The sequence below is a fragment of the Ottowia thiooxydans DSM 14619 genome (assembly GCF_000422885.1).
Lineage (GTDB): Bacteria > Pseudomonadota > Gammaproteobacteria > Burkholderiales > Burkholderiaceae_C > Ottowia > Ottowia thiooxydans.
In genome coordinates this window covers 1-24,630 of the sequence record NZ_AUGX01000024.1, presented here as the reverse complement: position 1 = coordinate 24,630, position 24,630 = coordinate 1, and the positions used below count along the sequence as shown (strand labels likewise).

Sequence of the window (24,630 nt, the reverse complement as noted above, 5' to 3'; positions counted from 1 at the left end):
CGGCCGCACGTTCGCGTTTTCGAACATCGAGTGTCCGCAATGCGAGACGGACAACATCCGAACGTGGGCCGAGGGAAGCCCTCGACCCGAGGACATGCGGTGCTGCGAGTGCCACCATGCCCTGGAGGCGTCCGAAGAGGAATAGCCATGCAACCCAGTCCGCCTGAACCACTCCAGATCGGCAGCAAGGATGGAGCACTGACCTTCATCCTGCAGGCCACCCGCAGTGGGCTGCGCGTGGAGCGCCGCTACACGGCGGATGTTCAGGACTACACTGGGTTTTCCTCGATCGGGACGATATTCGAGGATATAGAGTCGTTTCAAGAATTCTGTGACGCAGATAGACTGCGCTTCACTTATCCAATGGTTTACAAGGAGTTAAAAGACCGTGCCTCAAACTTCTTTCACTCCTGAACCCGTTCCTAGGGAGGAATCTCTGGCGGCAGTCGTTTCAAATCCGAGTTTTGCCCAGGACGCGTTGGCGTTAATCCACGGAATTGCCGAAACCAGGGAACAGAATGACGTTCTGGAGCTTTTTCACAGCTCCCGTGCTGCACTGGGCGCCGATCAAGCTATTTTCGTGAGCTTCGTCCGCGACGACGAATCGAGAGAATCTATTCGTTTCTTGCTTGCCGCTTCGGCGCTGTGGTGTCTGGAATATGAGCAAATGGCCTGGTTCGGCGATGACGCATGGCTGATGCACGCCATCACTGACCCAAACCCCATTTCAGACAGCGCTATCTCCTATCGCACCAATGTGCAAAGGAATATCCGTGAGCTCGCCCGTAAATTCGGGGTCGAATCAGCCTACATCGTCCCCGCGCCGACCAGCGGCGGTGTGTCGCGCATCGGCGCCTTGATCCTTACATCCCAGCGCGCGGGGTTCTTCGAGTGCCCTACCAGCCGACACCTGAAACCCATCGCGCGCGCCTTGTCGATGGAGCTGCACGAGTGGTGGACCCGACGAATCCGCGAGGACATCATCGTGGACCATCGCATCGACGACACGGATCTTGAGCTGCTGCGGCTGGAGAAGCGCGGGCTCAAGACGAAGCAAATCGCGGCCGAGACCCACACCAGCGAAGCGAGCGTGAACAGCCGCTTCCAGCGGCTGAATGCCAAGTTCGGCCAGCACAACCGCAAAGCCTCGGCCCGCTTCGCAACGGAATACGGTTTGATCCCATGAGCACCGCGGACTCATCCACCAGCGCCGACCGAAGCCTTTCGGGAACTCGTGAGTGGGTGAGTGCTGCAGGCTACCTTTTCGTTTTGGCGCCAAGCCTGCTCTTGGCCGCCTCCGCGTGGGCCGATAGCTCACCCGCGCTCGCGTTCATCGGCTTGATCCTCGTCGCGCCGCTGCTCCGCGCGTTCTTCGGAGATGTCGGCGACGAGGCACCTGAATGGTCCGAAGCTGCTTCCAATGCGCTCGCACAGTTGCCCATCGTCGCGGGCCTGGCCTACCTCACGGCCGTGGCCTCGCTCGCGGCCGCGATCGCCGTCAAAGGCTGGAGTGGGTTGGATCTCCTGTGGCTGGGCGCTGGACTGTGGACCACGTCGAGCCTCGCCACCTGCATTGGCCACGAGCTGCTGCATGACCGCAATCGACCGCTCGCGCTGTTGGTCGGCAAGCTGGTGATGGGCGTCGCAGGCTACCCACTGCAAGAGCAGGAGCACATCATCCATCACCGACGCGTGGGTCGGGTGGATGAGGCGGAGTGTCCCGCGGTCAACGAAAGCCTTTGGCGCTTCACCTCGCGCCGAGCTGCCAAGGTCATTCGCCAGGTTTTCGAGCTCCGCCAGCTTCGCGCGGCCAAAGGCACCATGGTGCAAACGAAGGTATGGAGCACTTGCATAGTGACGCTTGGCACTGCGGCCTTGTTCTACTGGTCCGGTGGCTGGCCAGCAATCACCATGTACGTCCTCGTGGCGCTATCAGTAGCCTGGTCAATGCAGGCCGTCACCTACCTGCAACACTGGGGCCTCGATCGCGACACGTCACTGGCCACGCCAAAGGGCGGTTGCTACGGATGGGAAGACCGCTGCCGGCTGCAAGGCTGGCTGACGCTGAACATCACCGCTCACGCGGCCCATCACCTGAGATCCACGGTTCCGTTCTACAGACAGGTGCCTGAAGCGGACTCACCCAAACAGCCCGCTGGCTACATCATCCTGCTCTTCGCCGCCATGGTGCCGCCACTGTGGTTCTGGCTCATGGCGCCGGCGTTGCGCCGCTGGAAAGAAAACCGGCCAGACCAGCCCACGGCTGGCCACGCGCTAATTTGCCTCCGACGCTAACTTCGCTGCGACGGCGTCAAGGGCGGCCGCTGACAGATCGGAGAGCTCCAGCGGCGCGTTTGCAGGCAGGCCTGGCAAAGCCCGCCTGTCCGACCTTGCATAGCACGGGTCATAGTGCGCAACCATCACGCGCTCGAACAGGGTGTCCACCTCGCCCCGAGCGGCCAGATCCTTCCAGAGTTGCAGCTCTTCACCGCCAATCAGGGGTTTCAATGGCGTCAGTCGCTCAACCATGGCAACTGGATCCGTCACGAAGTGCGGATAGTCCTCGCGCCAGAGCTTGATGCGCTCCTCCATCGGCGCTTCGAGCCTCAAAGGGGTCGCGCGCCCAATCGCATCATGCAGGCACGTCGGAAGTTGGATATTGCCGATTTTTTTTGATTCGGCCTCTACCCAGACAGGCTTATCCGTATCAAATGAGCGGAGCTTGCTGAGCAGTAATGTGTCGAACCACTTCTGCGTTGGTTGCTTCTCACCAGGTACTGCACCAATCAACGATCCCCGGTGATTGGCCAAGCCCTCCAAATCGAGTACTTGGCATCCCGCCCGCTCCAGCGCCTGCAACAGGCGTGTTTTGCCGCAGCCCGTACTTCCCGCCAATACGCGAAAGCTGAACTGCTTGGGAAACTGCTCAAGGGACGCCCTCACCCATCGGCGGTAAGCCTTCCAGCCACCGAAGAGAACATCAACCCTATACCCGATTGTTCGAAGGTTCTCCGACCACAGTTTCGAGCGTTTCCCGCCCCTGAAGCAATAAACCAAGATCCGCCCCCGCGGATCAACCTTTGCAATAACTTCTTGAATATGTCTGGAGATATTCGCAAGCGAATACCGAACACCAATCAAATATGCCGCATGCGTATCATTTCTATGAAGCGTACCGACCTCTGCATACTCCTCGTTATTGACAACAGGGAGATTCAGAGCGCAAGGAATGTGATCTTCAGCGTATTCCCGAGGCGATCGGGCGTCGATCACCAGGTCATAGGAACTGAACTCCAAAACTTCAAGTTCAAGGGGGTGGGGCGTTCTCAAGGTATATCTATCTTACTAAATTTCATATAGGCCGCTCGCGATGAAATTTAGCTTAAATTCATCAGGCAAAAGTCACACTTCTGCCGATAAAGTAGCCTCACCGGATAGACCGGAGTGCGGATCCGTAGTTGTTTCTGAAAGTAACGGGTGAGCCAATGAAAGATCGTAAGTGTGCACCTGACACCAATCGACAGGCAACAAGCGAGACAGACACCTGGCTGGTGAGCTTCATGGAGAACCTGCGCCGCATTGAGCACTGGGTTCTCGTCACGGCAGCCGATTGCCCGAGCGCCATCCACGCGGGTCGCCTGAAGCTGCGCGAGCAGCTGATGAATCCGCTGGGCGGCTTGGACTTCCGAAAGTGCGTTCGAACAACCCACGACGGTGTCGCCAGCAATCCATTTCGACCATCGTCGTACCTGGCTCTCGACGAGCGTTTTGGCAACCCTCGCCCTGTTCACCTGAGCACTGAGGCCGTCGAAGGCTTCCTCCTCAGCGACGATATGCCGGCGAACATGCCGCTGCCGAGTCACGCGCAGTTCGCACCCCGGAGATCATTCGATCAAGCCTCGACCGATGAGCACGATTCGGTGCGCTCGATGCCCACGGTTCACTAGCAGCGCACCCCACCTAAACCCCGTATCGCACGCCGATCACCACTGGGGGTGATCGGCGTTTTTCGTTCTGGCGGAGGTCCACCCTAAGGACCACAAGCTGCGCGTCGTCGGCGGCCGCAGCTCGACCATGCGCGCGCCGGAAGACCCTCCGGGCGCTGCGCGCCCTGCGCGAGAGCCATGGATAAGTCCTACGGACTTACCCACCGCCCTCTTGCAGCTACTCGTCTCTACGAGACTTTCTCTCAACTTGTATCAAATGCAACCGGGCCGCCACCCGTGTCCTTACTTTTTGTTCCCCTGCCCTCGTTCTTTCTTCCGCTACCGCGGGGGGTGGTTATCTGATGTGCACCATTTGGCACCCACTTGGCCAGGATACGAGCGCTCCTGGGTGCGATGGTCTTGAGCGCTGCAAGGAGTTCCTGGAGGGTCAGCAGCGGGCCACAGTGGCCCTCAGGCCCGGTCGGCACGACCACGCCGGCCAAACGCCCAGCAGAGGCCGCCAGCGCCGCTTCCAGACGTGCTCTGTACCTGGCCACGGTGCGCCGATCGACGCCCGCCCTTTGGGCAATGCCGGCGTCCGTGGGAATCAGCTCTCCGCCGCTTTGCAGGCTGGCCAGCGCGGCCATGAGCTTGGCCAACGTGGACTGGTTGCGGAGAGAGTGCGTGCGCGCGGCCGCGGCTTGTTGCCGCTCCTTGGTCGTCAGGGCCGGATCGAAATGCATGGTGCCGCGCACGCGGGCGGAGCCGCGGTACTTGTCCCACGTCCACCGCGCAACGGACTTGGCGATCGCGCGCAGATCGCTGTGCCTCAGGTCACCCTTGGCATGGCCAGCTCGCCCGAAATCGTTGTGGGCCTCATTGAAGGCCAGCAGGCGGTCATAGAACGGCTCGAAGGAGCCGTCTCGCGCCTTGCCGACGATGCTGTACGCGAAGAAGCGGCAGGCGTCGAACAACGCGCAGTTGCGAGACTCAGCTGCCTGCTCGGATACGTTGCCGCGCCGGAGTTGGGGCAGATCGATGTATTCCGCCAGCTCGCCCAGCGTGTACTCGTGGGAGTGGATCTCCCAGGTCCGCCAGAGAGGATGACCTGGTGTTTTGGCGACTGGGCCGCCGTGATAGGCCAGATCTGCCCGAAGAGACGCCGCCATGGACGCGTACACGGCGCGCTGATACTGAATGGGCTCGCTGCGGCCTCGGGGACTGGTGCACACCGGCGCGATCGCGTAGTAAAGGTGCGCGCCCCTTACTCGCTCGCCATCCACGGTTTGGACGATCAGATTGGGAGGAGGAAGTCCAGCCGCCTCCCAGCGCTGGCCATCACCTTCCTCGATGTCAAAAATAAGCCAGGAGACCCGCTCCCGCCTATTGATTTGCATGTACGGCCACCTCAGCGCGTAGCTGAGGGGCCGGCTGAACACGGCAGTTTTATTGTCTGAGCAGCGGGGGAAGTATGGCGCTTCCCGCCATATTCTTCCGAGTGGGCCAGTGCCAGATTGAAACCTGTCGCGTAATCCGTTCTCTAGGACTACCGATTCCACGCGAGCGCTCCGGTGTGCGTGTCAAACCACACATAAATTCATGTGGTTGACCACTTGCGCGCGAAGAATCAGAACATGTATACTCTCTCCGACTTGTGCGGCGGTGAGAGTGTTGATTTTTTGTTCTGATTCCAGACGCAACGATCAGCGCTTTGAAGCAAACCCTGAAAAGGCCGGTATTCCACTACCGGCCTTTTCTTTTGTGGGGCGCCGTTCAAGAGGCACTGCACGAATAGATGACACAAGGCTCCAGTTGGTTGGGTTGAGCTGGGGCAGCGGACTTGACCGCCGCGATTGCAAAGTGCACACGACGCACGCAGCGCGCGACCGTACAACTTTGGCAATCGTTCCAGATTGTGACACAGGTTCTACACTTTCGATAGCGCGAAATTAGGGGCGCAGCGTAACGACAAGTCCGACGCGTCCCAGCGCCTTGATCAACTTGTGCTCGATCGCGACGATCTGGGCGGCCCGTCGCCACTCCTCGTCCGTCTTGATCACGTCTTCCACGCGCAGACCAAGGGTGTCCAGCCAGCTCTCCAGGCCGAAGAGCGACGCCAGCTCCTCCCCCTGGTCTTTCCGCTGGACTTCCTTGCTGGCCGCGGCCGCCAGCAAGCGCATGCGAAACAGGCCAGGCGCGATCATCTCGTCGAGCTCAGGCTCCGCCTCCGCCACTGCCTCCGCCACTGCCACTGCCACTGGCTCTGGCTCTGGCTCTGGCTCTGGCTCTGGCTCTGGCTCCGACGCTGCCTCTGGCAGTACCTCATCCCCGGCCGCGCTCACCAGGTCGACCTGGTCGTGCGCCTGGTCATCGCCTGGCCCTGCGACCTGGTCCTGCGCCTGATCGAGCTCCTTTTCATCGACTTGGCCGGCGGCCTGGTCCTGCAGCGCGTCATCCCCGTTCGCCTCTTCCGCGCGCTCGGACGCTTCATCGAACGCTGACGTGCTACCCAGCATGTCCAGAAAGGCGTTGTTGGCAGTGCCCTGCTCCAGCTGCTCATTCGTCGACTTCTTGCGGAAGGCGCCTTGGCCCCCGGTCCTGGCCACGCTGAAATGCGGCACCAGCCAATAGTCCTTGACGTTCGTAACCGGCGCGAGCTCCGGCATGGGCTCCGGCGCGAGCAATATGCAAGACCCCCAACTGAACACGGGCTTCACCCGCGCCAGATCCTCAGCATCTTTCGGGGCGGCGAACGTGTCGTCAGTGAAGTAGTCCTTCGGCTTGTAGAACGACACTTTGTAGAGGGACGATTCAGGCGCCCTGCCCATTGGCTCGTGATCGGTGAAGAGCAAATCGTTCTCGCCCATCCAGATCAGCACCTGGCGCGTCAAAGCGTTCACGGGGTTCACGCCGGTAACGGGCAGCGCATGTAGCTCCTGCAGCCCAGCCACCTCAGCAATCTGTTGAATGAAAGCGTCCTCCTTCAGCGCCACCACCGTCTTGCGGAAGTGCGGCAGGTGGAACTTGACGCCCACGTTGGTTCTCTGTTCCTGGCTGTTGACCCGGCCGACTCGCGTCAGCACCTCGACCAAAGCGTTGTGCAGTTGCGATCGATCATTGCTCTCAACGAACGCCTCATCGGCGCGGGCATCCTCGCGAAGTGCCGCACGCGTGCGGCCGTTCTCCATGGCACCTGCCATGCGATCGCACTTGATCAGCAGCTCCAGCAGCGCATGAAGCCGATCGCTGAGTACTCCGCCATCCGCCGCCATCGGTACGGCCGAGGGGTGGTGATAGTGCGCCAGCACCGCCTGCATCACGTCGATGTCTGCAGCTGAGATGCCGTCGTGCCAGTACCCCTCCATGCGGGCCATGATGCGGGCGCCAACCAGGTCGTGATCCTTCGTGCAGTCGACCAGCGCGTCACCCTCCCACACATAGCACTCGATCTTCCCAAGATCGTGGCCAAGTCCCAGCACAGCGATGAGTGGATCCGCGCGATCAAAGCTGTAGTTGGCATCGCGCAGATAGATCATCTGGTAGCCCGACGGCGCGCGCGCCGGCACGTAGCTGTACGCAACACACTCCCTGAGCATGAGCCAACAAACCAGCAGCGAGTGGGTCAGGAGCGTGCGCCCCCCGTGGTTGTGCAACGGGTCATCGGCGTGCGTTGCCGGCCACGCACGAACGCGCTCGTGCCAAAGCGTTCTGACGATCTCCTCCAGCAAAGCGGCATGGCCGGGTGATCGAGTCCGGGTGTTCTGGATCCACTGATGCAGGAACCCAGTGGCCTCGGCCGCCACCACTTCAGGTGGCATGTGAGGCGCAAGCTCCTCGACCGTGGGCATGGCCTCGGCCGCGGCAAGCCGCGCACGGTGAATTGGGACTTTGCCAATCGTCGCCGCCGCCCCGTTCCACGAGTCCGGTACCAGTGCCTCGATCTGCTCCTGCCGGTCTAGCCAGTGCCAAAACAAGGCGACGACAACGCCAATGGCGATGCCAAAGGCCCAAGCACCGACGCCGTGCAAGATGCCGGCCAGGCTAGCGTATCGCTGGCCTCCCGCGATCAGTAGGACGATCCACCAAAACCCAAAAACGATGACGGCTGCGCGGGCAACCTCTTTGGGGCGCAGCATCCTCAACCACCAGTCGATCAAACGTCCGCGCTGTAGGCCTCCGCGGGAGCATCGGGCGCAGCCTCCGGCTCGACCTTGGCCGCGCGCTTTGCCGCTGAACGACTGTTCTTCGCGGCCCGCAGGGCGGCGAGCTGCTTGGCGTAGTCCTTGACCCACTGCGGTGTCAGATGCGGCTTGGCCGGATCCAGAAAGAGGATGCTCTTGCTGTCAGCCATCTCGGGCAGGCGCGTCAGCCGGATATAGCTGTGGAACCGGGGCACCGCATTGCCTTGTCCGTCCGGCACGTACATGGTCAGGCCCACGTCCGTCGATTCTGACTTCGTCGCCGCGGCCGCGGCGTCATCGCCCTCTTGCTCTGTTTTAACGGCCGCAGGCGGCACCACGCCCATTGGATTGGTCTTCACCAGGTGGCGGCCCTCGCAGTAAAGCATGGCCCCGATGCGCGACATCTCGATGGCGCGCGCGGCCTGGTTGCCGAAGTAGCGGACGGTGATGAAACTGTCTTCGTTGCCTTCTTGGCGAAGGTGAATCTCGGCGTGGCCAGGCGACCGCGTGGCCTCGTTAGGCTCGACATAGCGCGAGCCGACACAGATGCCGGCGAGCTGGACGTGGTTGTTGGCGCCGCTGTTGATCAGGTCACTGTCCTCGAAGACACGGCGCTTGTCGTTTTCTTCGTCTCGCGCAATCAAATCCATCACGTTCCGCGGATGGGCTTCGAAAATGTTCGGACGCTCGATCGACCGCACCATGAAGGTCGTGTAGCTCTCGCCCGTGCTCTTGTCGACGCCGCCGACCACGGTGCACAGCACCTTGATCAGATCGCCGTTGGCTTGGCGGGACGCCAGGCCTTTCGGCATGACCAGGGGAACCAGAATCGGTCGACGGTTGGGTGTCTGGAGCTCCAGAAGCACCTCGCTCCCCGACGGCGAAGTGCCACGAATCACGCCATAGTGAAACGCGGAGTTGCGGAAATTGGAGACGTAGGCGGCCTTCGATGGATCCGCCCGCGCGTCCAACGACAGCTGCTTCATCACCGGGCGGCGCTGAGATCCCGACTCAACACCGAAGGTCTTGACCTTGCCTTCCCCAGCTTCTGCCCCTGCACTTGCATCACCCTGAGCAGCACTCGCGACGGATTCATCAACCATGATTGGCTCCTTTGTGTAGCAGTTAATCGCAATTCGTAATTGCAAAGTTTATATTATTTCTGCACCAGAGCCTAATCGCACGCCTGCTGCAATTCGTCAGTCCTGATCGGAGAGATCCGCCTTTCTGGGTCGCCCAAGCTGCTGATAGGACTCCGCGGTGCGTGGAATCTGGTCCGACCAGCCCAACTTGCTGAGCTTGCGCTGAAATCGATCCTCAGCGCCCTTCGCACTGGCTTGCCGCACGATGGCCTCGTCCGAGGTCAGCAACGCGTCCTCCGATGTCGGCTCAACATCGGCCAGCGCGCCCAGATGGTCGTAGTTCCAGCCATCCTCATCTTCCGCAAGCGCATCGATGGAGCCGGCCAGGTGCACCCCCTCTCGCGCCGCATCCCGCAACGACCCTGAGATGCAGATGTCAGCGATCCGGTACACGAAGGAATAGATGCCCTCCAGCGCGGTGATTCTTTCGAAAAGCCGCTCTTCAATCATTCGTCCATAGACGAGCAGCTTGTAGTTCAACAACTCGGCGCCTGCTATGGCGTTTCTCTTCTTCAGGATGTCCAGAATCGACTTGCGCACACGGTCGTCACGCAGAAAGGCGGTGGCTACTTCCTGGCTCTGCGCCCACTTGTCTTTGCTGATCGCTCGCATGGTTTCCAGCAGCAGGTTGCCGCTGGCTTCTTGGCTGGCCATCATCGCTACTCCGGTTTCTCGATTGCAAAGAGTGTACGCAAGCTGTTTCTTTCGCGCATAAAAAAAGCCACAACGAGTGTGGCTTGTGGATCATTGGTCAGCGACGGCGACGCTTGGTGGCGACACGCCAGCTTTCAGAGTAGGTCTTGCCATACATACGACGGTAGCGGCGACGCGCGAAGTACGAGCTGGCGAGGTTGTAGACACCTTTGATGATGGCCAAGATTGCCATGGCGATCACGATCGAGATCAGGAACGGCAACGGTTCACCAACGAAGTCTGAAAAGGACGAAATCATGAGATCTCCAGGAAGGGGGAACCCCCAAAAGCCCGCGGCGACTTGATGGGCGTGGCCCTGCGCTTTGGACGGTTGAACATCCCTGGAGATGGCCAGTCCTGAAAACTGGTGTGCTCTCGGACCGACTCGCCCAAAAAGAAAGGCCATCTTCAAAGAAGATGGCCTTGGGACTCACATGAGCGTGGAACACGCTCCACCCATCAATCCTTAGAAGATGGGTTCATCACTCGCTGCGTCAAATTCGGCAATGGCTGCAGCAGCCGGTTCCGAGTGCGGTTCAGCGGCGATGTCGTCACTGGGAGCATCGGCCGAGTCGTTGTCAGCAGCGCGTTTGTCGCTGATAGCAACCGACAGGTACGAGACGCCCGAAGTCGACTTCTTGTACCAGCCAGCCAAGCGCTTTTCGCTCTTGTCAGGCATCGTCAAAACACCCGTCATGTCAGGCGCCTTCGCGTTCTCGCCCTTGCGGTCGTTGCGAAACAATGCGCCGTCAGCGTACTGACGAGCACCCTGCGCGCCCATGGCAATGGTGAGTTTCAGGTAGTCCCCGCCCAGTGCCTTTTCGGACGGAGCCTTGATGCCGCTCACCGAAAGCTCACGCTTGGGCTCGTAGCAGGAATAGTCAGCTTTGACCTGGATGTCCTTCGACTTGAAGAAACGCACGTTGTCGTTGTTGTTGGTGAACAGGGAAAAGTTCTTCAGGTTTGCGATGTTGCTCATGGTGATCTCCTTGAGATTGACGATGGTGTCGAGCAGACAGCCATCCGGTTGAACATGGCTGGAGATGGCATCAAAAAATAAAGCCGTCGAAACCCTTGAACCTGGTCTCCAACCCCGGCCGGCTTGGTGTTTCTTGTACTTTATCCATACAATGTTTGCAATTATCAATGGTGGATCGATATGCCTCAGACTCTTGTTATCGCCGAGAAGCCTGCCATGGGCAGGGACATCGCCAACGCCATCAGCCAGTCCACAGGCAACCCTGTCCAGCCGGCGGGCCTCGGACAACGGGTGGGTGATGTCGTTGTCGTGGGCGCCCTGGGGCACCTGCTGGAGCTCGCCGAGCCAGAGCACTACGACCAGCAGTTCGAGTTCCCTTGGCGCCTGGAGGTCCTACCCTGCCTGCCTGATCGGCTGGAGTGGGCACCGCGGGCCAACAAGGGCAAGGGCAAGGGCAAGGGCCGCGCAACGCCTGACAACGGCGTGATCGACCGCCTCAAATACATCTCGGAAGCGCTCAAGCGCGCCGACCTGGTCGTGCACGCCGGCGACCCCGACCGGGAAGGTCAACTGATCGTCGACAACATCCTCAGGCGCTTCTCGTGGAAGGGTCCCACCAAGCGCCTTTGGTTGCACGCACAGACCGACCAGGGAATTCGGGACGCATGGCGAAAGATGCAGTCCAACGAGGACTATCGGCTGCTCGGCCTGGCCGCGCTCTGCAGGGCCGAAGCCGACTGGGGAGTCGGCATCAACGGCACGCGGGCCTATTCGACGCTGTGGTGGAAGCGCGGCCACAAGGGCATCCTGGCCCTTGGGCGCGTGATGACCCCAGTCATTGGCCTCATCGTTCAACGCGAGAACGAAATCCGCAACTTCGTACCTATCGACCACTTTGGCATCGTCGCCACCATCAACGTGCAGGGCAAGGGAGCCTTTCAGGCGACCTGGCAGCGCCCGAAGGATGCAGAGGGAAGGGCAGAGTTCGACCCATCTGGACAGCTGCTCCTTTCCCGCGAATACGCGCAAGCCGTGGCCAGGTCCTGCAGTGGCAAGACATCGACTCTGCAGGTGACCAGGCAGCGCAAGGCAGATGGGCCCCCTTTGCTGTTCAGCCTGACCGAGCTGCAGAAGGCGGCCGCGCGCATGGGCTACTCGCCGGACGCCGTGTTGCAAGCCGCCCAGGCGCTCTACGAGACCCACAAGCTCACGTCCTACCCCCGCACCGATTGCCAGTACGCCCCCACCGACCAGTGGCCGAAAGCCGCCAAGACCATCGAAGCGGTTTGCGCCAATCTGGGCGCAGGGCAGCCGTTCAAGTTCAACACCCCCTTGGATCCCAGTCAGAAGTCCGCAGCGTGGAACGACGCCAAGCTAAAGGAGCACTTCGCCATCATTCCGTTGCTGGCCCACAAGTCGATCCGTGAGCTGCCCAAGCGCGACGCCGACATCTACGCGCTCATCGTCCGCCAGTACGTGGCGCAGTTCGCCCCCAACCACGAGTACTGGAGCACATCGATCGTGGCGCCGATCGGCGAGCACAGCTTCAAGGCCACGGGCAAAGCGGTGATCAATGAGGGATGGCGCTCACTGTTTGGCAGCAATGACGACGAGAAGGAGGTCAAGCTGCCCCAGATCGAAGACGGGGAAGCCGGCCTGGCCAGCCCGGTCGAAGTCAAAGCCAAAAAGACCGAACCCCCCAAGCGCTTCACGCCGGTGACGCTGCTGGACGCCATGGAAAAGGCCTGGCAGTTCGTCACCGACCCCAACATCAAGAAGCACCTCAAGCAGGTGGAAGGCCTGGGCACCTCTGCGACGCGTGCTCCGCTCATTGCCAAGATCATCCAGAACGAGTTCGTGATCGAGAGCAAGAGCGGCAAGATGACCAGCTATGTGCCAACACCCAAGGCGGAGGTCTACATCAAATGCGTTCCGCCCAAACTCGCTGTACCGGATCTCACCAGCTACTTCGAAGGCCTGCTCGACAGCATCAAGGATGGGCAGCTCAGCTACAGCGACTTCCGGGCAAAGCTGCAGATGCTGGTGCAAAAGACCGTGCTCGAAGCCGCCAGGGATGGCAGCGCCTTGGCAGCGATGCCATCACCCGAGCAGATGCCAGAACAGGCTCAGCTGTCCAGGCGTCCGGCACGCGCGGGTAAAGCCCGCCGCCCCTCCAGCAAGGGTGTCCGGGCATAGGCCAAAAAAAACCGCTCCGGGGAGGAGCGGTTTGGGATCACTGGCGAGCTGACTCAGCTCAGTACAACGCCGTCGCGCTGCGCCATCTCATTCACCACGTTCTCGATGGCGGTTCGGTCTTCGACTGAAACGCGAAAGAGCATGGTCGACTTGAGCATCGGGAGCAACACCATGGGCTGCTTTTCCGCAGGGCAGGTGGACAGCTTGGCGCAAACAGAGATCAACACGCGAGTGCTCATTGTGCAGCGGATGTCGCCGTTGGCAAACGAGTTGCGCACGCCGTTGGCCACCTCCACCATCAACTTGATGAGGTCCTCGCGGACCTGCGGCGAGCGCCGATGGAGCATCGTCACTTCCTGATCGGCCGGTAGGTAGTCCACCGAGATGCCCAGCGTGAATCGATCGAGGAGCGCCAAGTTCATGGGCTTGATTCCTCGGTAGTTCGACTTGCCAGCGCCGTCGATCGCGTTGCCGGTCATCGCCACCCGGAAGTCCGGATGGGCCTTGACGGTCTCGCCGGTCTCCGGGATGGAGTAGCTGGCACCGCCGACGTTGCGCAGGGTGTCCAGCACGCGGTTCAAACCACCGACCGCACCAGGATCCAGAAAGTTGCCCTCATCGAGCAAGAGAATCGCACCGCGCCGCATTGCGTCGATCACGGGTCCATCCTGCCAACCTGTGGATCCGGCTTCGGTGATAGTGATTCTGCCAATCAGCTCCTGGAGTTCCAGTTTTTCATGGCATCCCACGGCCACGACCGGCCAATTGGTACGAGCAGCTGTCTGCTCCACCAGGCTGGTTTTGCCTGGCCCAGTCTCGCCGGTCAGCATGAGCGCCTTCTCGTCACCGCGGTAGAAGAACCGCAGCAGGGCGAGTTGATCCGGCCGGAACACGTAGCTCATATCGATCTCAGGGACGCCGTCCAGCGCGCCCGTCCTCACCGGAAACATGGTGTTGGCCCGCTGGCTCTCCGGCACCTGGATCCCGAACAGCTCATCCGCGCCAACCTGCGCGTGGGTAATCTGAAAAGTAGTTGTCTCGTCAAACATTGAAGTACTCCTGATGCCCCAGCTTGGCTGGGGGGGGTTGAACATGCGTGGAAATGGCATTCCCCCGAAATGCATCAGGCGTGTTCGCGCGCGCGAACACTGCAAAGCCGGTTTTTCCTGTTCGAGCTATCTCCAGCCATGTTCAACCCCTCTCTCCTTCAGGAGTGACCATGGCAAAAACCTCATCCCAATCGACCGACGCCCGCCGCGAAGCGGCTACCCGTCTCTGTGACATGGCCCGACTCTGGGTCATCCAGAAAATCACCGCCACGCACCCCTGGCAAGGTGTCGACTTCATGCCCGTAAAGGCCAATGGCCTGCCCTACGTCGGCGTGAACATCCCAGTGCTGCTGGCCCAAATGGAAGTAGCAAAAGCCACGTACAGCGGCTGCTTCGGCTCCCACAGCCAGCACGCGAGCGCCGGCAACAGCGTGCGCAAAGGCGAGAAAGCCTGGCACGCAATCTATGCGGGTCGGGTCGCCAAGAAGCGTGACAAAAAGGACGATGAATCCCAGTCGACAGAGTCGTCCGCACCGCGGCCGCTCGACGACGACGATGAAGACGCTTGGACCATCCAGGTGTTCAACTCGATCCCGATCTTTCACATCAGTCAGACAGAAAAAGCTCCCAACGATCCCGCAGCCCTTTCCGCCGCCAATCGAGAGATTCGCGTGAAGGAAGCGAAGGTCGATGTCGACGCCATGCTGCTCTTCGCCAAGAAGGCAAAGGCAATGGCGGCTGAGCACATCGCCGAGTTCAACGCGAAGCAGAAAAAAGAAGGTGCCAAGCTCACCGGCGTCATGGCCACCTTCATCGAACGGCTGGCGGCCGACCTGGTTGTTGCCTACCACTCCGGCCTCGGCTTGCGCTACGCTGGTAAGGTCAACGGCATCTACCCTCAAGAGTGCTTGTCCGTGCTACAAGGCCTGTCTGGTGGAAAGATCATGCGTCCATGGGGTATCGCTTCCGCAGTCATGCGTGAATGTGCTCCCGAACTGGACGAGCAGATGAAAGCTGCGACTGAGGAGGCGATCGCCAAGCGCGAAGCCTACAAACAGAAGCAAGCCAAGGAACAAGAAAACCTCTGGTTCTGACCTGATCCCAAAGCCACCTTCATCGGTGGCTTTTTTTTGCCTGCTCACAAAAAAGCCCAGCCACTCCAAAAAAGAGTGAGCTGGGCTGATGCGATCAATTTGTTCCGGTAGCGCCGGCGGCCTCCAGATCCGCCTCCACGACGGAAAGCACAGTTGCCGCCGGGTAGGCGTTCTCCGCCTGTTCCTGGGCGTGCTCAGGGTCCTCAGCTTGACACGCAAACTTGATGCTGTGCAGATCGTCTTCCCGAAGCACCACGACGAACGGTGACAGAGGTCGTGTGCTGTCGATGTAGCTCGAACCGCGCTCCACCATCAAATCCTGCAAGACGCTGATGTCCACGCCCTCGTGTAGCTCATCGGGCGTCCAGATGGCGACGGCGAAGCCAAGATCGCGCAGCGCTTGAACCCGGCCCAGAGGATCATCCGGTTCATTGACCTCGACCAACTGGTCGTTGTTCGCGCAGGCATCTAAGACCGTGTCAACCGCCGCGTTCAACTTCGAGCGCAGCACGCCATCGCCCAGGGCAAGAACGACTGACTCCATGGCATCTCTGAGACCCTTTTCGTAGCCGACGGTGATGTCAGCGAATGCCGCCTGGATCTTCGACATCGGCGAGGGCGCCTCTTCCACTTCGAAGTGCGCGACGAGATCAGCGATCGGCTGCTCCTCCGATTGAATCATCACATCGTCGTGACGCAGCATCGCCTGGAAGTAGAACCCTTCTTTGCTGACCACCAACTCGGGGGCCTCCGTTCGCACCTCGGTCTCTTCGTCGTCTTCGTAGTACGTGGTCAGCCAGCTGGTGCGGCTCACGCCCGTCAGATCGAGCGCAGCCGCCAACTTCGACAGCTCGACAATCTGCATTACCGTTTCGTCACTGATCTCGAACTTGACGATGGCAACTTGATCGTCACCCCAAACATTTACGCTGTACTGCTTCGGCTCGCGCACAGCAACATGAGAAACATTGGACATGCTTCACTCCTTGGATAGTCCCAATGGGACTGGTTGAACATCCAAGGAAATAGCTCCAGCTCTAAAGGCAGCGCTGGCCTGGCCAGTCCGAATGCGCCGGCGACGACACTTTTCACCGAATCACCATCTCCAGGGATGTTCAACCAGGCGCCAGCCTCCCAGGAGTCGACGTGATCCAGTCTCTTTTTGAGTTCTTTCAGGCGTTCGCCGCCTCGATCCTTAGCGCGATCGGCATCCCGCTGTCCTTCACCATCCCGGTGTCCAAGATGCTGGCCGTGGTCGCCATGTTCGTCACTGCCGTGTACCTGCTGCGCCTCACGGCGCGTCTGTACGCAAGCCTCGTCGACACGTTGATTCGGATCAGCACCGCGTCAAACCGCCTGAAGCAGCTCCTCAACAGGAGCAAGCCACAAAGCCGCGAGGTCGACTCCCCAAAGGACTTGCCTCCAGTAGCTTTAGGTGCCGCACTCGGTCTCGCTCTCAAACGCCTTTCTGGCCAAGAGCTCCAAACGCTTCAAAGCAAATCAACGACTGAAATTGTCCAGTTTCTGGACGAGAAGTTCGGTGATGGCCAGGAACCAGGCAACTGGAAATCCACCAAAATCGAATCGATACTTGCCAAATTCTGACAAGCATTTTTGATCTACACAAAGGAACCTGCGGGTTCCTTTTTCTTTGCCCGAAAAGGGGATCGGGTTGGGGATATATGTTGCACATGCCCGTGCACTGGGTTCGATCCGATCCGCCGTCATTGTTTCATGGATCGGGCCTGCCTGCCAGGCGGGTTTTATCAAGACGGCCATCTCCACGCATGTTCAACCCTTCCATCAAACGGAGGACCCATGCTGGATGTTCAACGCATGTCCGACGCCTACATCGAGGCGATCTACTTCACCGAAACCGGGGATCTCGACCAACCCCCAGCAACCGCAGAATTGACGGCCCTGTGTCGTTGCCAGGTCTACACCGCCTGCCGACGATTCTCAGACTCACTGCGCGAAGCGCCATGGCCACTCAAGCTCGATGCCCTGGATGCCGCGCAACTGGGCCATGACCTCTGGCTGACACGAAACGGGCACGGCACGGGTTTTTGGGATCGCCCAGAAATCTATGGCCAGGCAACCGCCGAGCTCTTCACTATGGTCGCCAAAGCCATGGGAGAGCATGACGCCGAGTTCGATGTCGGTGAGACATCACACTGATCCCCAAAAGCCGCCTCTTCAGGGCGGTTTTTTTTCGCCTGTCGCCCCCATGACACACCGCGCATGTTCGCGCGCGCGAAACGGTCTTGCCGTCTACGTTCTGCAATTCTTGCTCTGTTTTTCATAGCTGTCTGTCCTTTGTTACTCTGTGCTTTGATTAATGCAAGCTCTACGCATTGACAGCGCTTGCAATTTCGCAAGAATGCGAAGCGTGATCTAGATCACCACCCAAAGGCGGCCTCGGCCGGCCTCCCCCCCAACCAAGAGGAACGACATGGCATCAACAAACATGGCAGTACTGACCGGGTACCTGGGCACGGACCCGGAAAAGCGCTATTTCCCCGACGGCACACCGCAGACGACTTTCCGCGTTGCCACGACCGAACGATGGAAGGACAAGGACACGGGCGAGCAGAAGTCGCATACCGAGTGGCACAACATCGTCACGCAGAAGGGGACCGCGGAATTCGCAGCGACCTATCTCAAGAAGGGCGACTCCGTGCAGGTGATTGGCAAGCTGCGGACGCGCAAGTGGGCGGACAGGAACGGCGTCGATCGCTACACGACCGAGATCCGCAGCAGCGACGTGCAAAGCCTGGAGCGCAAGCCTGCCGACAAGGCTGCACCGACAACGCCTCCACATCAGGACGAAGCGCCGGCGGAAGCCACGACAGACTCCCGCGGCTTCGACGGTCCGGACGAAGACGACATACCCTTCTAGACGCTATCTTTTTGATAGCACGTTAGCGAACAATAAGGCCCATTGCAAAGCACATGGGCTATTCACCTCAGTCTGCGCAACTCAATCATCTGGAGGAAACACCTCATGAAAATCCTCACCGTCGCCAATCAGAAAGGCGGCGTCGGCAAAACCACTTTGGCCGTCCACCTGGCCTACGCCGCCGTCGAGCAAGGCTCGAAGGTGCTGCTGGTCGATTTCGACTTGCAGGGCAACCTCAGCCTCACCTTCGACCACGTCCCACTCGTGGCCGAAGGGCTGACAGCGTCAGTTCTCTTCGGCGAGGACACGCCAGATGTTCTCAGGGGAATGCACAGCGAATTGCGACCAGGTCCTATGGCGCTCATACCAGCCGACAGCGAGTTGATCAACGTCGAGAAGGAGGACAACGGGGTGTTGACCAATCCCGCGCAGGCGCTGCAGCAGCTCAGCGGCCTGTATGACCTCTGCATCATCGACACACCGCCTACCCTGGGCAACGTGCTCATGGGCGCGCTTACCGCAGCCAATTTCGTGGTGACCCCGGTCGCGGTTGGGCTCTACGAACTCGCCGGCGTCGAGAAGCTGAACTCCACCTTCCGCGCCGTCCGCAGCAACGGGCTGAACCCTCAGCTCAAGCACATCGGCATCGTCCCGATGCAAACCACATCCCGCTCGCCAGCTGTCGTCGAAGCGCTGGCCAGCCTCAGAAGCGAGTACGGCGACGCCGTGCTGCCAGTCGAACTTCGCGAGCGCGTCTCAGTCCGGGCAGCGATCGCTTCTGGCAAACCCGTTTGGTACCGCACCAAGGGCAGCGGCCACCTGGCCGCCGCCCGCGAATGGAAAGCAGCCTGCGCCGAAATTCTCAGGAGGATCCACTGATGAGCAATCCGTTCACAAAGCTCAAGTCCAAGGGCAGCACGATCAACGAGATCCTGGACGCACCGCTCACCATCAACATCAACCTCGATGACATTGAGGTTCGCCCGCAGATTCGAAAGAAGTTCGACGGGGATCACACGGTGGCCGGCCTATCCGAGAGCATCAAGAAAAGTGGCGTCATGCAGGCGATCGGCGTATGGGCACACCCTACGAAAGGCAACTTTGTCCTCATCTGGGGTGAGCGTCGATGCCGCGCCAGCCGGCTGGCTGGCCTCACCCAGATCCCCGCAAAGGTCTATCACTTCCCCGAAGAAGGCGCAGAGCAAAAGATCAGGCAGTTGCAGTACGAGGAAAACGTCCACCGGAAAAACCTGGAACAGGAGGAGGAGGCAAACGCCCTCAAGGCCCAGTTGGACCATCTCGGATCAGTCGAAGAACTGCTGACCCGAAACAGCATCTCGCGCGCTTGGTACGTGAAGGCCATGGCCATCCTGGACCTGCCTGAGACCACCAAACGACTGGTGTCCGAGAAAATCAGCAGCGACAAGGAACTGCTCTACGCCGTGGCAACCATCGAACGCGAAGACCCAGCCAAGGCCGCGGAGATCGTCGACAGATTGAAAGAAAGCGACAAGTCGACCTCGGCCCGAAAAATCGTGAAGGAAGTCAAAGACCGCGGCAAGCCTGAGAAACCGCCCAAGGCCAAAGTAAAAGCCAATGACCCCGATCGCGATGATCGAACGGGGGATAAATTCGAGGGCCAGGCGCCCAGCGTCACGACGGCCAGGCCCGTAAATGGTGGCGGGGGTGGCGACATCCTGGCCGGCATGGGCGCGGCCGGAGGAGATGAATCGCCGTTCACAACCTCACCTTCACCGAGTTCGCCGGCACCGACGGCCACAGCCAGCCGCCAAGCCAAAATCGAAACGCAAGCAGCACCTGGTCAAGACGCGGCTGATGCGCGCGAGTGGTTCGATAAAGGGCACAGAACAAGCCGGACCGCACCGGCCGTGATGAAAGGATTGCGCGAGGGCACGTTCGGAATGGAAGGCAGAGCTGCAAGGAGACTCGCAGCATTTCTCAGTGGCGCAGATGCCGCCGGCGAGGAGGAATTCTCCGCCGACGAGATCGAGAAAATGCTCTGATAAATGTCTGACGAACGCATTCCAACCGCTCTAAAGACTGGAAAGCGAGGCCGGCCAGTGGCCGGTCAGCGATTATCTGAAGCCCAGTTCGCTGCAGTTGCCTTGCTATTAGGGCGCGTCTCAAATGAACGTCTGAACCTAGCCAAGCTCCATTTAGTAGACGGTCTCATGCAAAGCGCCATAGCGAATAAGTACGGGTGCACCAGACAGAATGTTAACGGTGCAGTGCAACTCGTCCTAAAAGCCTCCCACATGCTCGAAGAGGCAAGCAAGCTAGCGGGCAAAGCCTGAGGCTCAAAAAAAAAGCCCAGCATCGCTGCCGGGCTTTGAATCAGTCTACGCAGGTATCAGGGAGCAACCTGCCAGCACATCTTACCGCAGAACGTCATTCGGCGGGCGTTGAACCGGCATCGGGTGGCGGAATAGACAGTGCTTTCGCAATGACCTGATTCTGGTAGTCCGTATCCAGACAGGGACTACTGATCGCCTTCAGGTAATGCCTCACACAGGCGATGAGGAATTCACTGGATTTTTCACCAGCCTCAAAAAGTGCCGTGTGAACGTCCCTGTCATTCTGAACAGCAACAGTCAATCGGTAATTCATTTTTGAATCCCAGACCGGCGCGCTGCGAGGCCGCCCCATCACCGACTTGTCACCAGTTGACATGTCACTTCTTCCTAAAGATGTTTAGACTTAGTTTTGCCAAAGTACAACTAGCCCGACTACTAATTATGCCAAAGTCAGTAGATTTGACAACCGCATTGCGCTAGTCTTGTTACCTGCGTCTATTTTTGCGGAAGTCTCCACATACTTTCGCCAAACTATGTCTCACATGAAACATCCACCCGCCAAAGGTCCGACCATGTGCCTGGCAACAACCGCGAGGCGCACAAACGCGCTAGAAACGCGTGAACAGGTGCGCAGTGCTCGAAGGTACAGCTGGTCAAAAAAACCTCTCCTGAGCCGATCTGAGGCCTCCCCTTGGCCAACTCGCGCTCGGGTCGACATCCGCAAAACTAAGTTCGTCACCCAGCAAGATCTGCCTGCCGCTGCGGCTGACGCAGCACGGTGCCGCCAAACGAAGTCCGCTCAGAATCAGCGGCGGCAAATAACAGCCCAGTCTGTTTCTTTGGCCTTCGGCATCGGCAAAGAAGGCACCAGAACCAAGCCCAGCGCTGAATTCAGTCCAGCCCGGCCAAGGCCAGGGCAAAGCCTCAGCCCTTCCGGCGCAAACCGCCTCAAAGGAATCACCGCTCATACCGCATGCCGCAAATCAAATTCAACGGCGCCCCAAATCGACGCCATCGACAGACAACCACCATCGCTCATCAAAGACGCACAGAAATTGCCCGCGAATCCCGGTCAACCCAAAGTGGGCCGCTCGCCGGCCATATTACGCGGACGCCCTTCCCGGCCGACTGAATCCCTCAGCTCGTTATTTGGCCGCGCGCGCCACAGACTGGCTCCAGCGGAGTTCTCCGGCAGGCCAGGTGGCCACCCCCACCCAAGTACCTCACCCCCCCGCCTTCTTGCCCTGAACCACATAGGTTCCCTCACCCCCCTCGCTTTCTGCAAAAAGGCACTCCTCTGCCTGGCCCTAACGCGCGCCGAAAGGAATGCAAGTTCCTAAGCCTTCCGCCGTAAAAAGGTGAGCCTCTGCCTTTGTCTCGAAAATGGTTTTCCTATGCCTTTGCCAAAAAAAAGTTTCCTATGCCTTTGCTATAAAAGGCTTGTTCTCTGCCTTTGCTTTTTGACTGGAAAATTCAGCCATGCCTAAACCAGCCAATCCCAAACAAACGCCACCCGAAAGGATGGACCTGTTCGCGGACGCATGCATCAAGACCGTGGGTCTCGCGATTAACCGAATACTCGACTACGACATGCTGATCTTCGAAGCCAATAGGAAAATCCAAGTCCTGTGGCCGGACGTGGAAGACCGAATCGAAGTGGTATTTCAAAAGCGAAGCCGCATCAAAATGGACAAGGTTCTGGGGTTTGACATGGAGCCCACCCTCATCCGCGTGAAGCGGTCCAGGTACGGCTGGTACCAGCAGCGCCTGGTCCTCGAAGAGGGAAAAAAGCTGGAAGCCATGCGGCCGATGAAGGGCAAGCGCGACTACCCGGAGGGCCAGCGGGTCAAGCTCGCCCTGCGGATGATCGAGGAATGCCTGGCCGAGCGCGCGAAGACCGAGGAGATCCTTCGCCAGCTGCGCAGGCGGACCGCGCGGGTCAGCACCGCGCCCATCTTCGTCCAGGGCAAGCGCGCGCTGAACGCCATCTAATAATTACATGCGCCTCACGCTCGCCCGCCGGGCGCCAGGGCTCGCACCGCTCATCACCATCTAGTACTTACATGCGCCCTCTCCGGCCGCGGCCGCTCAAGGGGGTTCCGCGCACGAGTCACACCTAATACTTACATGCGCCTGCCCATCGACTACAATCCGCCCTCTTGCCAGGCACTGGAATGTCATGTGCGCTTACACATCATTCGTGTCACATCAATGACGCACTAAGGGCTCATCCGCTATAGTCCGACAGGTTTTGCGGGCCGACGAACTGTCCTCGGCATTGATTGGAAACTGAACCATCCGAAGAGAGACGATCAATGAACGCGTCCACCACCAAGAAAGTCCCCGCAAAAACGCCAGCCAAGAAAGCGGTGCGATCGGTTCCCGCTACCAAAGTGAAGCGGAGAACGGCTCCCAAAAAGAGCGAGCCTATTGACGAACTGGAAGTCGATCAATTCATCAAACAAGTATCAGGTGAATTGCTGGACGTAGTCTATGAGATTCCGACCGAAAACATGCTCGCCAAAAGCGTGTTGCTCTCCATCGCCTGGCACACCGCAAACGACTGGTACTGTTACGCTGATTCCGCTTTAATCGCGCAGTACGCGTTTTGTGCACGCAGCGATTCGGACGCCACGCTTAAATCACTCGAAGCCAGTGGAATTGTCAGTATTGAAGGGCCGGCACGGCAACGCCGCTATTCGATTGACATCAGAAAAGTCAAACTGATCTCCCAACAAGGCAAAAAACACAAAGGGCAACAAGGGGAAGCCTTTGCCAAGGACGATCCTAATAGTCTGCCGAGGCTACCGGGTCATTATCCGATCATGAACATTATGGTCTGGAGCGCAAAACTCCCGACAATTCAAAAGCTGGTAATCCGTTTTCTCGTCGACTCAGCTCGGGATGGCTGGTCAAATGTCCTTTTCTCGGAACTTTGCTATGTGACCGGCTTGACCTCCGAAAAAGCTGCGGCCACCTTACGCCAGCTGGTCGATTTGGACATCATTGCACCACCGGCCAGAAAAACGGCGCTTGCCGAATCGCCGCGAGATTATGATTGGGAACGCAAATCGGTAACTAGATGTTTGATTAAGCCAAGCGGCTTGATTCGCCTCATCCCAATTGATCGCTAAGGCTTGCGCTGTCTTTTTTCAGGGCTTAGCATTTAGGCGCATTGAACAGGCCCTTTCATCCAAATGAGCGCATCACTCAGCGAATTGCTAGCACGCAGGAAAGAACTGCAAGCCCAGATTGAAGTTGCCAGGCAAGCCGAGTTGTCAACCGCACTTGGCGAAATTGCCCGCATCGTGGAGCAGTACGGGATCAAGCGCGCGCAGCTGCTCACGGTCCTCACCAGAAAATCCAAGGATGCCAAGTACAGGGATCCGGTGACCGGAACGACCTGGTCAGGCAGAGGCCGGGCCCCGGCGTGGCTGGCACACAAGGATCGGCGCGAGTTTTTGATCACGCGCCAGGATGCGGCCAGCGCTTCTGCCGTCGATGCCTCCGCCGGCGAGCACCAGGTTGCCTGAGGCAAACCCTCTGCCCGTTGGGGTCGATCTCGAACATCCGACCAGGTGGCTCGAACGAGCACGGTGAGCACCAGGTTGTCACCGTGCTGGTCTCTGGATCGGCCTACCGTCGACAGCCGTGCTGCAACTGCCCTTGGCGGCTCGATGCTGTTGGCGAATTCCCGGCCGAGGCCTTCAAGCAGTCGGCGCACACCGCATACGACTTGTCGGTGCTCGCGTTCGCCTGCCACCAGTCCGGATCCAGCCGGCCAGCTGCGTGCGCAGGCTTTTTGCTGCGCGGCGCTGATCGGGGTCTCCTCGTTTTCAGTGCAATAAGTGACGGTACGAAAAGCTAGCACTGGCGCGGAGGTGGTGTTGGTAGATCGTTGATTTCATTGACTTTCCTGTTCACTTTCAAATCTGCGATTCGTGGCGTCAAACCGTGGTCGGTTTCATCCATTGGTGCCAGTTATCGATGCATTTGGCCGCGAAGGCAGGATTTGGTCAGCATAGCGGTCAACCGGGAAGCGAAACACACCCCGCAAGTTGATGCTCTCCAGCCTGGTGGGCGCAATCTTCCCGATCAGTTCCGGTGGAATGACCTGGCGGCGGTTCGACCAGCGATCCAGGACCGCCTGCATCTG

At 59.4% G+C, this 24,630-nt stretch carries 27 protein-coding genes; 16 read left to right on the top strand and 11 right to left on the bottom strand.

Annotated elements, in window-relative coordinates:
* Window positions 1-147 precede the first annotated feature (147 nt).
* From G518_RS0117885 to G518_RS0117875, 3 genes are read left to right on the top strand one after another with little or no spacing between them, the layout of a single operon-like run.
* A complete protein-coding gene (locus G518_RS0117885; protein ID WP_028603727.1) occupies window positions 148-414 on the top strand; it encodes a hypothetical protein in 267 nt (88 codons plus the stop codon).
* Window positions 389-1,186 carry a helix-turn-helix transcriptional regulator gene (locus G518_RS0117880; RefSeq protein WP_084651949.1) on the top strand — a complete coding sequence of 266 codons (798 nt, stop codon included), beginning with the start codon at window positions 389-391 and terminating at the stop codon, window positions 1,184-1,186. Before G518_RS0117885 ends, G518_RS0117880 begins: the two co-directional genes overlap by 26 nt.
* Window positions 1,183-2,295 carry a fatty acid desaturase gene (locus G518_RS0117875; RefSeq protein ID WP_028603725.1) on the top strand — a complete coding sequence of 371 codons (1,113 nt, stop codon included), beginning with the start codon at window positions 1,183-1,185 and terminating at the stop codon, window positions 2,293-2,295. The genes G518_RS0117880 and G518_RS0117875 overlap by 4 nt, the downstream gene beginning before the upstream one ends.
* On the opposite strand, the gene mnmH is transcribed toward G518_RS0117875, so the two are convergent.
* A complete protein-coding gene (mnmH, locus tag G518_RS0117870; RefSeq protein ID WP_245598016.1) occupies window positions 2,275-3,273 on the bottom strand; it encodes a tRNA 2-selenouridine(34) synthase MnmH in 999 nt (332 codons plus the stop codon). The two genes, G518_RS0117875 and mnmH, sit on opposite strands and share 21 nt — an antisense overlap.
* Window positions 3,274-3,485: 212 nt before the next feature.
* Between mnmH and G518_RS0117865 the strand changes: the two genes are divergently transcribed.
* Window positions 3,486-3,947 carry a hypothetical protein gene (locus G518_RS0117865; RefSeq protein WP_028603723.1) on the top strand — a complete coding sequence of 154 codons (462 nt, stop codon included), beginning with the start codon at window positions 3,486-3,488 and terminating at the stop codon, window positions 3,945-3,947.
* A gap of 242 nt (window positions 3,948-4,189) precedes the next feature.
* On the opposite strand, the gene G518_RS35685 is transcribed toward G518_RS0117865, so the two are convergent.
* From G518_RS35685 to G518_RS0117835, 6 genes are all read right to left on the bottom strand, one after another.
* Window positions 4,190-5,365 (bottom strand): replication initiation protein, encoded by a 1,176-nt coding sequence (locus tag G518_RS35685; protein WP_281170540.1) that lies wholly within the window; start codon window positions 5,363-5,365, stop codon window positions 4,190-4,192.
* 510 nt (window positions 5,366-5,875) lie between these two features.
* The gene (locus G518_RS40695) at window positions 5,876-8,062 is read right to left on the bottom strand and encodes a hypothetical protein (RefSeq protein WP_028603722.1); all 2,187 of its coding nucleotides are present in this window, start codon (window positions 8,060-8,062) and stop codon (window positions 5,876-5,878) included.
* Window positions 8,063-8,079: 17 nt separating this feature from the next.
* Complete coding sequence (locus tag G518_RS0117850; RefSeq protein WP_028603721.1) at window positions 8,080-9,210, bottom strand: hypothetical protein; 1,131 nt, start codon at window positions 9,208-9,210, stop codon at window positions 8,080-8,082.
* Window positions 9,211-9,306: 96 nt separating this feature from the next.
* Window positions 9,307-9,903 (bottom strand): hypothetical protein, encoded by a 597-nt coding sequence (locus G518_RS0117845; RefSeq protein WP_156909448.1) that lies wholly within the window; start codon window positions 9,901-9,903, stop codon window positions 9,307-9,309.
* A gap of 97 nt (window positions 9,904-10,000) precedes the next feature.
* Window positions 10,001-10,201 carry a hypothetical protein gene (locus G518_RS0117840; RefSeq protein ID WP_028603719.1) on the bottom strand — a complete coding sequence of 67 codons (201 nt, stop codon included), beginning with the start codon at window positions 10,199-10,201 and terminating at the stop codon, window positions 10,001-10,003.
* 207 nt (window positions 10,202-10,408) lie between these two features.
* On the bottom strand, window positions 10,409-10,921 hold the full coding sequence (locus G518_RS0117835) for a hypothetical protein (RefSeq protein WP_028603718.1): 513 nt from the start codon (window positions 10,919-10,921) through the stop codon (window positions 10,409-10,411).
* Between the two features lie 180 nt (window positions 10,922-11,101).
* Between G518_RS0117835 and G518_RS0117830 the strand changes: the two genes are divergently transcribed.
* A complete protein-coding gene (locus G518_RS0117830) occupies window positions 11,102-13,117 on the top strand; it encodes a DNA topoisomerase (protein ID WP_028603717.1) in 2,016 nt (671 codons plus the stop codon).
* Window positions 13,118-13,170: 53 nt separating this feature from the next.
* Here G518_RS0117830 and G518_RS35680 read toward each other — a convergent pair whose 3' ends face one another.
* Window positions 13,171-14,166, bottom strand: coding sequence for an AAA family ATPase (locus G518_RS35680; RefSeq protein WP_051236959.1), 996 nt, complete (start codon window positions 14,164-14,166; stop codon window positions 13,171-13,173).
* 170 nt (window positions 14,167-14,336) lie between these two features.
* Here G518_RS35680 and G518_RS0117820 point away from each other — a divergent pair, with 170 nt between their 5' ends.
* Window positions 14,337-15,260, top strand: a complete 924-nt coding sequence (locus G518_RS0117820) for an ArdC family protein (RefSeq protein ID WP_028603716.1) — start codon at window positions 14,337-14,339, stop codon at window positions 15,258-15,260.
* A gap of 94 nt (window positions 15,261-15,354) precedes the next feature.
* Here the strand turns inward: G518_RS0117820 and G518_RS0117815 are convergent, their stop codons facing one another.
* A complete protein-coding gene (locus G518_RS0117815) occupies window positions 15,355-16,236 on the bottom strand; it encodes a hypothetical protein (protein ID WP_028603715.1) in 882 nt (293 codons plus the stop codon).
* A gap of 170 nt (window positions 16,237-16,406) precedes the next feature.
* Between G518_RS0117815 and G518_RS0117810 the strand changes: the two genes are divergently transcribed.
* The 6 genes from G518_RS0117810 to G518_RS41560 all read left to right on the top strand — a co-directional run bounded on the left by G518_RS0117810 (window position 16,407) and on the right by G518_RS41560 (window position 20,474).
* A complete protein-coding gene (locus G518_RS0117810) occupies window positions 16,407-16,865 on the top strand; it encodes a hypothetical protein (RefSeq protein WP_028603714.1) in 459 nt (152 codons plus the stop codon).
* A 213-nt stretch (window positions 16,866-17,078) separates the two neighbouring features.
* Window positions 17,079-17,438 carry a hypothetical protein gene (locus G518_RS0117805; RefSeq protein WP_028603713.1) on the top strand — a complete coding sequence of 120 codons (360 nt, stop codon included), beginning with the start codon at window positions 17,079-17,081 and terminating at the stop codon, window positions 17,436-17,438.
* 274 nt (window positions 17,439-17,712) lie between these two features.
* On the top strand, window positions 17,713-18,159 hold the full coding sequence (gene ssb, locus G518_RS0117800; protein ID WP_028603712.1) for a single-stranded DNA-binding protein: 447 nt from the start codon (window positions 17,713-17,715) through the stop codon (window positions 18,157-18,159).
* Window positions 18,160-18,264: 105 nt separating this feature from the next.
* Window positions 18,265-19,038 (top strand): ParA family protein, encoded by a 774-nt coding sequence (locus tag G518_RS0117795; protein ID WP_028603711.1) that lies wholly within the window; start codon window positions 18,265-18,267, stop codon window positions 19,036-19,038.
* Complete coding sequence (locus G518_RS38590) at window positions 19,038-20,183, top strand: ParB/RepB/Spo0J family partition protein (RefSeq protein WP_051236955.1); 1,146 nt, start codon at window positions 19,038-19,040, stop codon at window positions 20,181-20,183. The genes G518_RS0117795 and G518_RS38590 overlap by 1 nt, the downstream gene beginning before the upstream one ends.
* Before the next feature lie 3 nt (window positions 20,184-20,186).
* Window positions 20,187-20,474 carry a TrfB-related DNA-binding protein gene (locus tag G518_RS41560; protein WP_084651943.1) on the top strand — a complete coding sequence of 96 codons (288 nt, stop codon included), beginning with the start codon at window positions 20,187-20,189 and terminating at the stop codon, window positions 20,472-20,474.
* Between the two features lie 94 nt (window positions 20,475-20,568).
* Here the strand turns inward: G518_RS41560 and G518_RS0117780 are convergent, their stop codons facing one another.
* A complete protein-coding gene (locus G518_RS0117780; RefSeq protein WP_028603709.1) occupies window positions 20,569-20,850 on the bottom strand; it encodes a hypothetical protein in 282 nt (93 codons plus the stop codon).
* A 1,103-nt stretch (window positions 20,851-21,953) separates the two neighbouring features.
* On the opposite strand from G518_RS0117780, the gene G518_RS0117770 reads away from it, so the two are divergent.
* From G518_RS0117770 to G518_RS41455, 4 genes are all read left to right on the top strand, one after another.
* On the top strand, window positions 21,954-22,466 hold the full coding sequence (locus G518_RS0117770) for a hypothetical protein (protein WP_028603707.1): 513 nt from the start codon (window positions 21,954-21,956) through the stop codon (window positions 22,464-22,466).
* A gap of 323 nt (window positions 22,467-22,789) precedes the next feature.
* Complete coding sequence (locus G518_RS0117765; RefSeq protein WP_028603706.1) at window positions 22,790-23,608, top strand: hypothetical protein; 819 nt, start codon at window positions 22,790-22,792, stop codon at window positions 23,606-23,608.
* Window positions 23,609-23,671: 63 nt separating this feature from the next.
* Window positions 23,672-24,007 carry an H-NS histone family protein gene (locus tag G518_RS35670; RefSeq protein WP_051236953.1) on the top strand — a complete coding sequence of 112 codons (336 nt, stop codon included), beginning with the start codon at window positions 23,672-23,674 and terminating at the stop codon, window positions 24,005-24,007.
* Window positions 23,905-24,342: a DUF6283 family protein gene (locus tag G518_RS41455; protein WP_342663774.1), complete on the top strand. Its 438-nt coding sequence runs from the start codon at window positions 23,905-23,907 to the stop codon at window positions 24,340-24,342. The genes G518_RS35670 and G518_RS41455 overlap by 103 nt, the downstream gene beginning before the upstream one ends.
* 96 nt (window positions 24,343-24,438) lie before the next feature.
* Here the strand turns inward: G518_RS41455 and G518_RS35665 are convergent.
* On the bottom strand, window positions 24,439-24,630 hold a 192-nt coding region (locus G518_RS35665), incomplete at its 5' end, for a hypothetical protein (protein WP_028603782.1).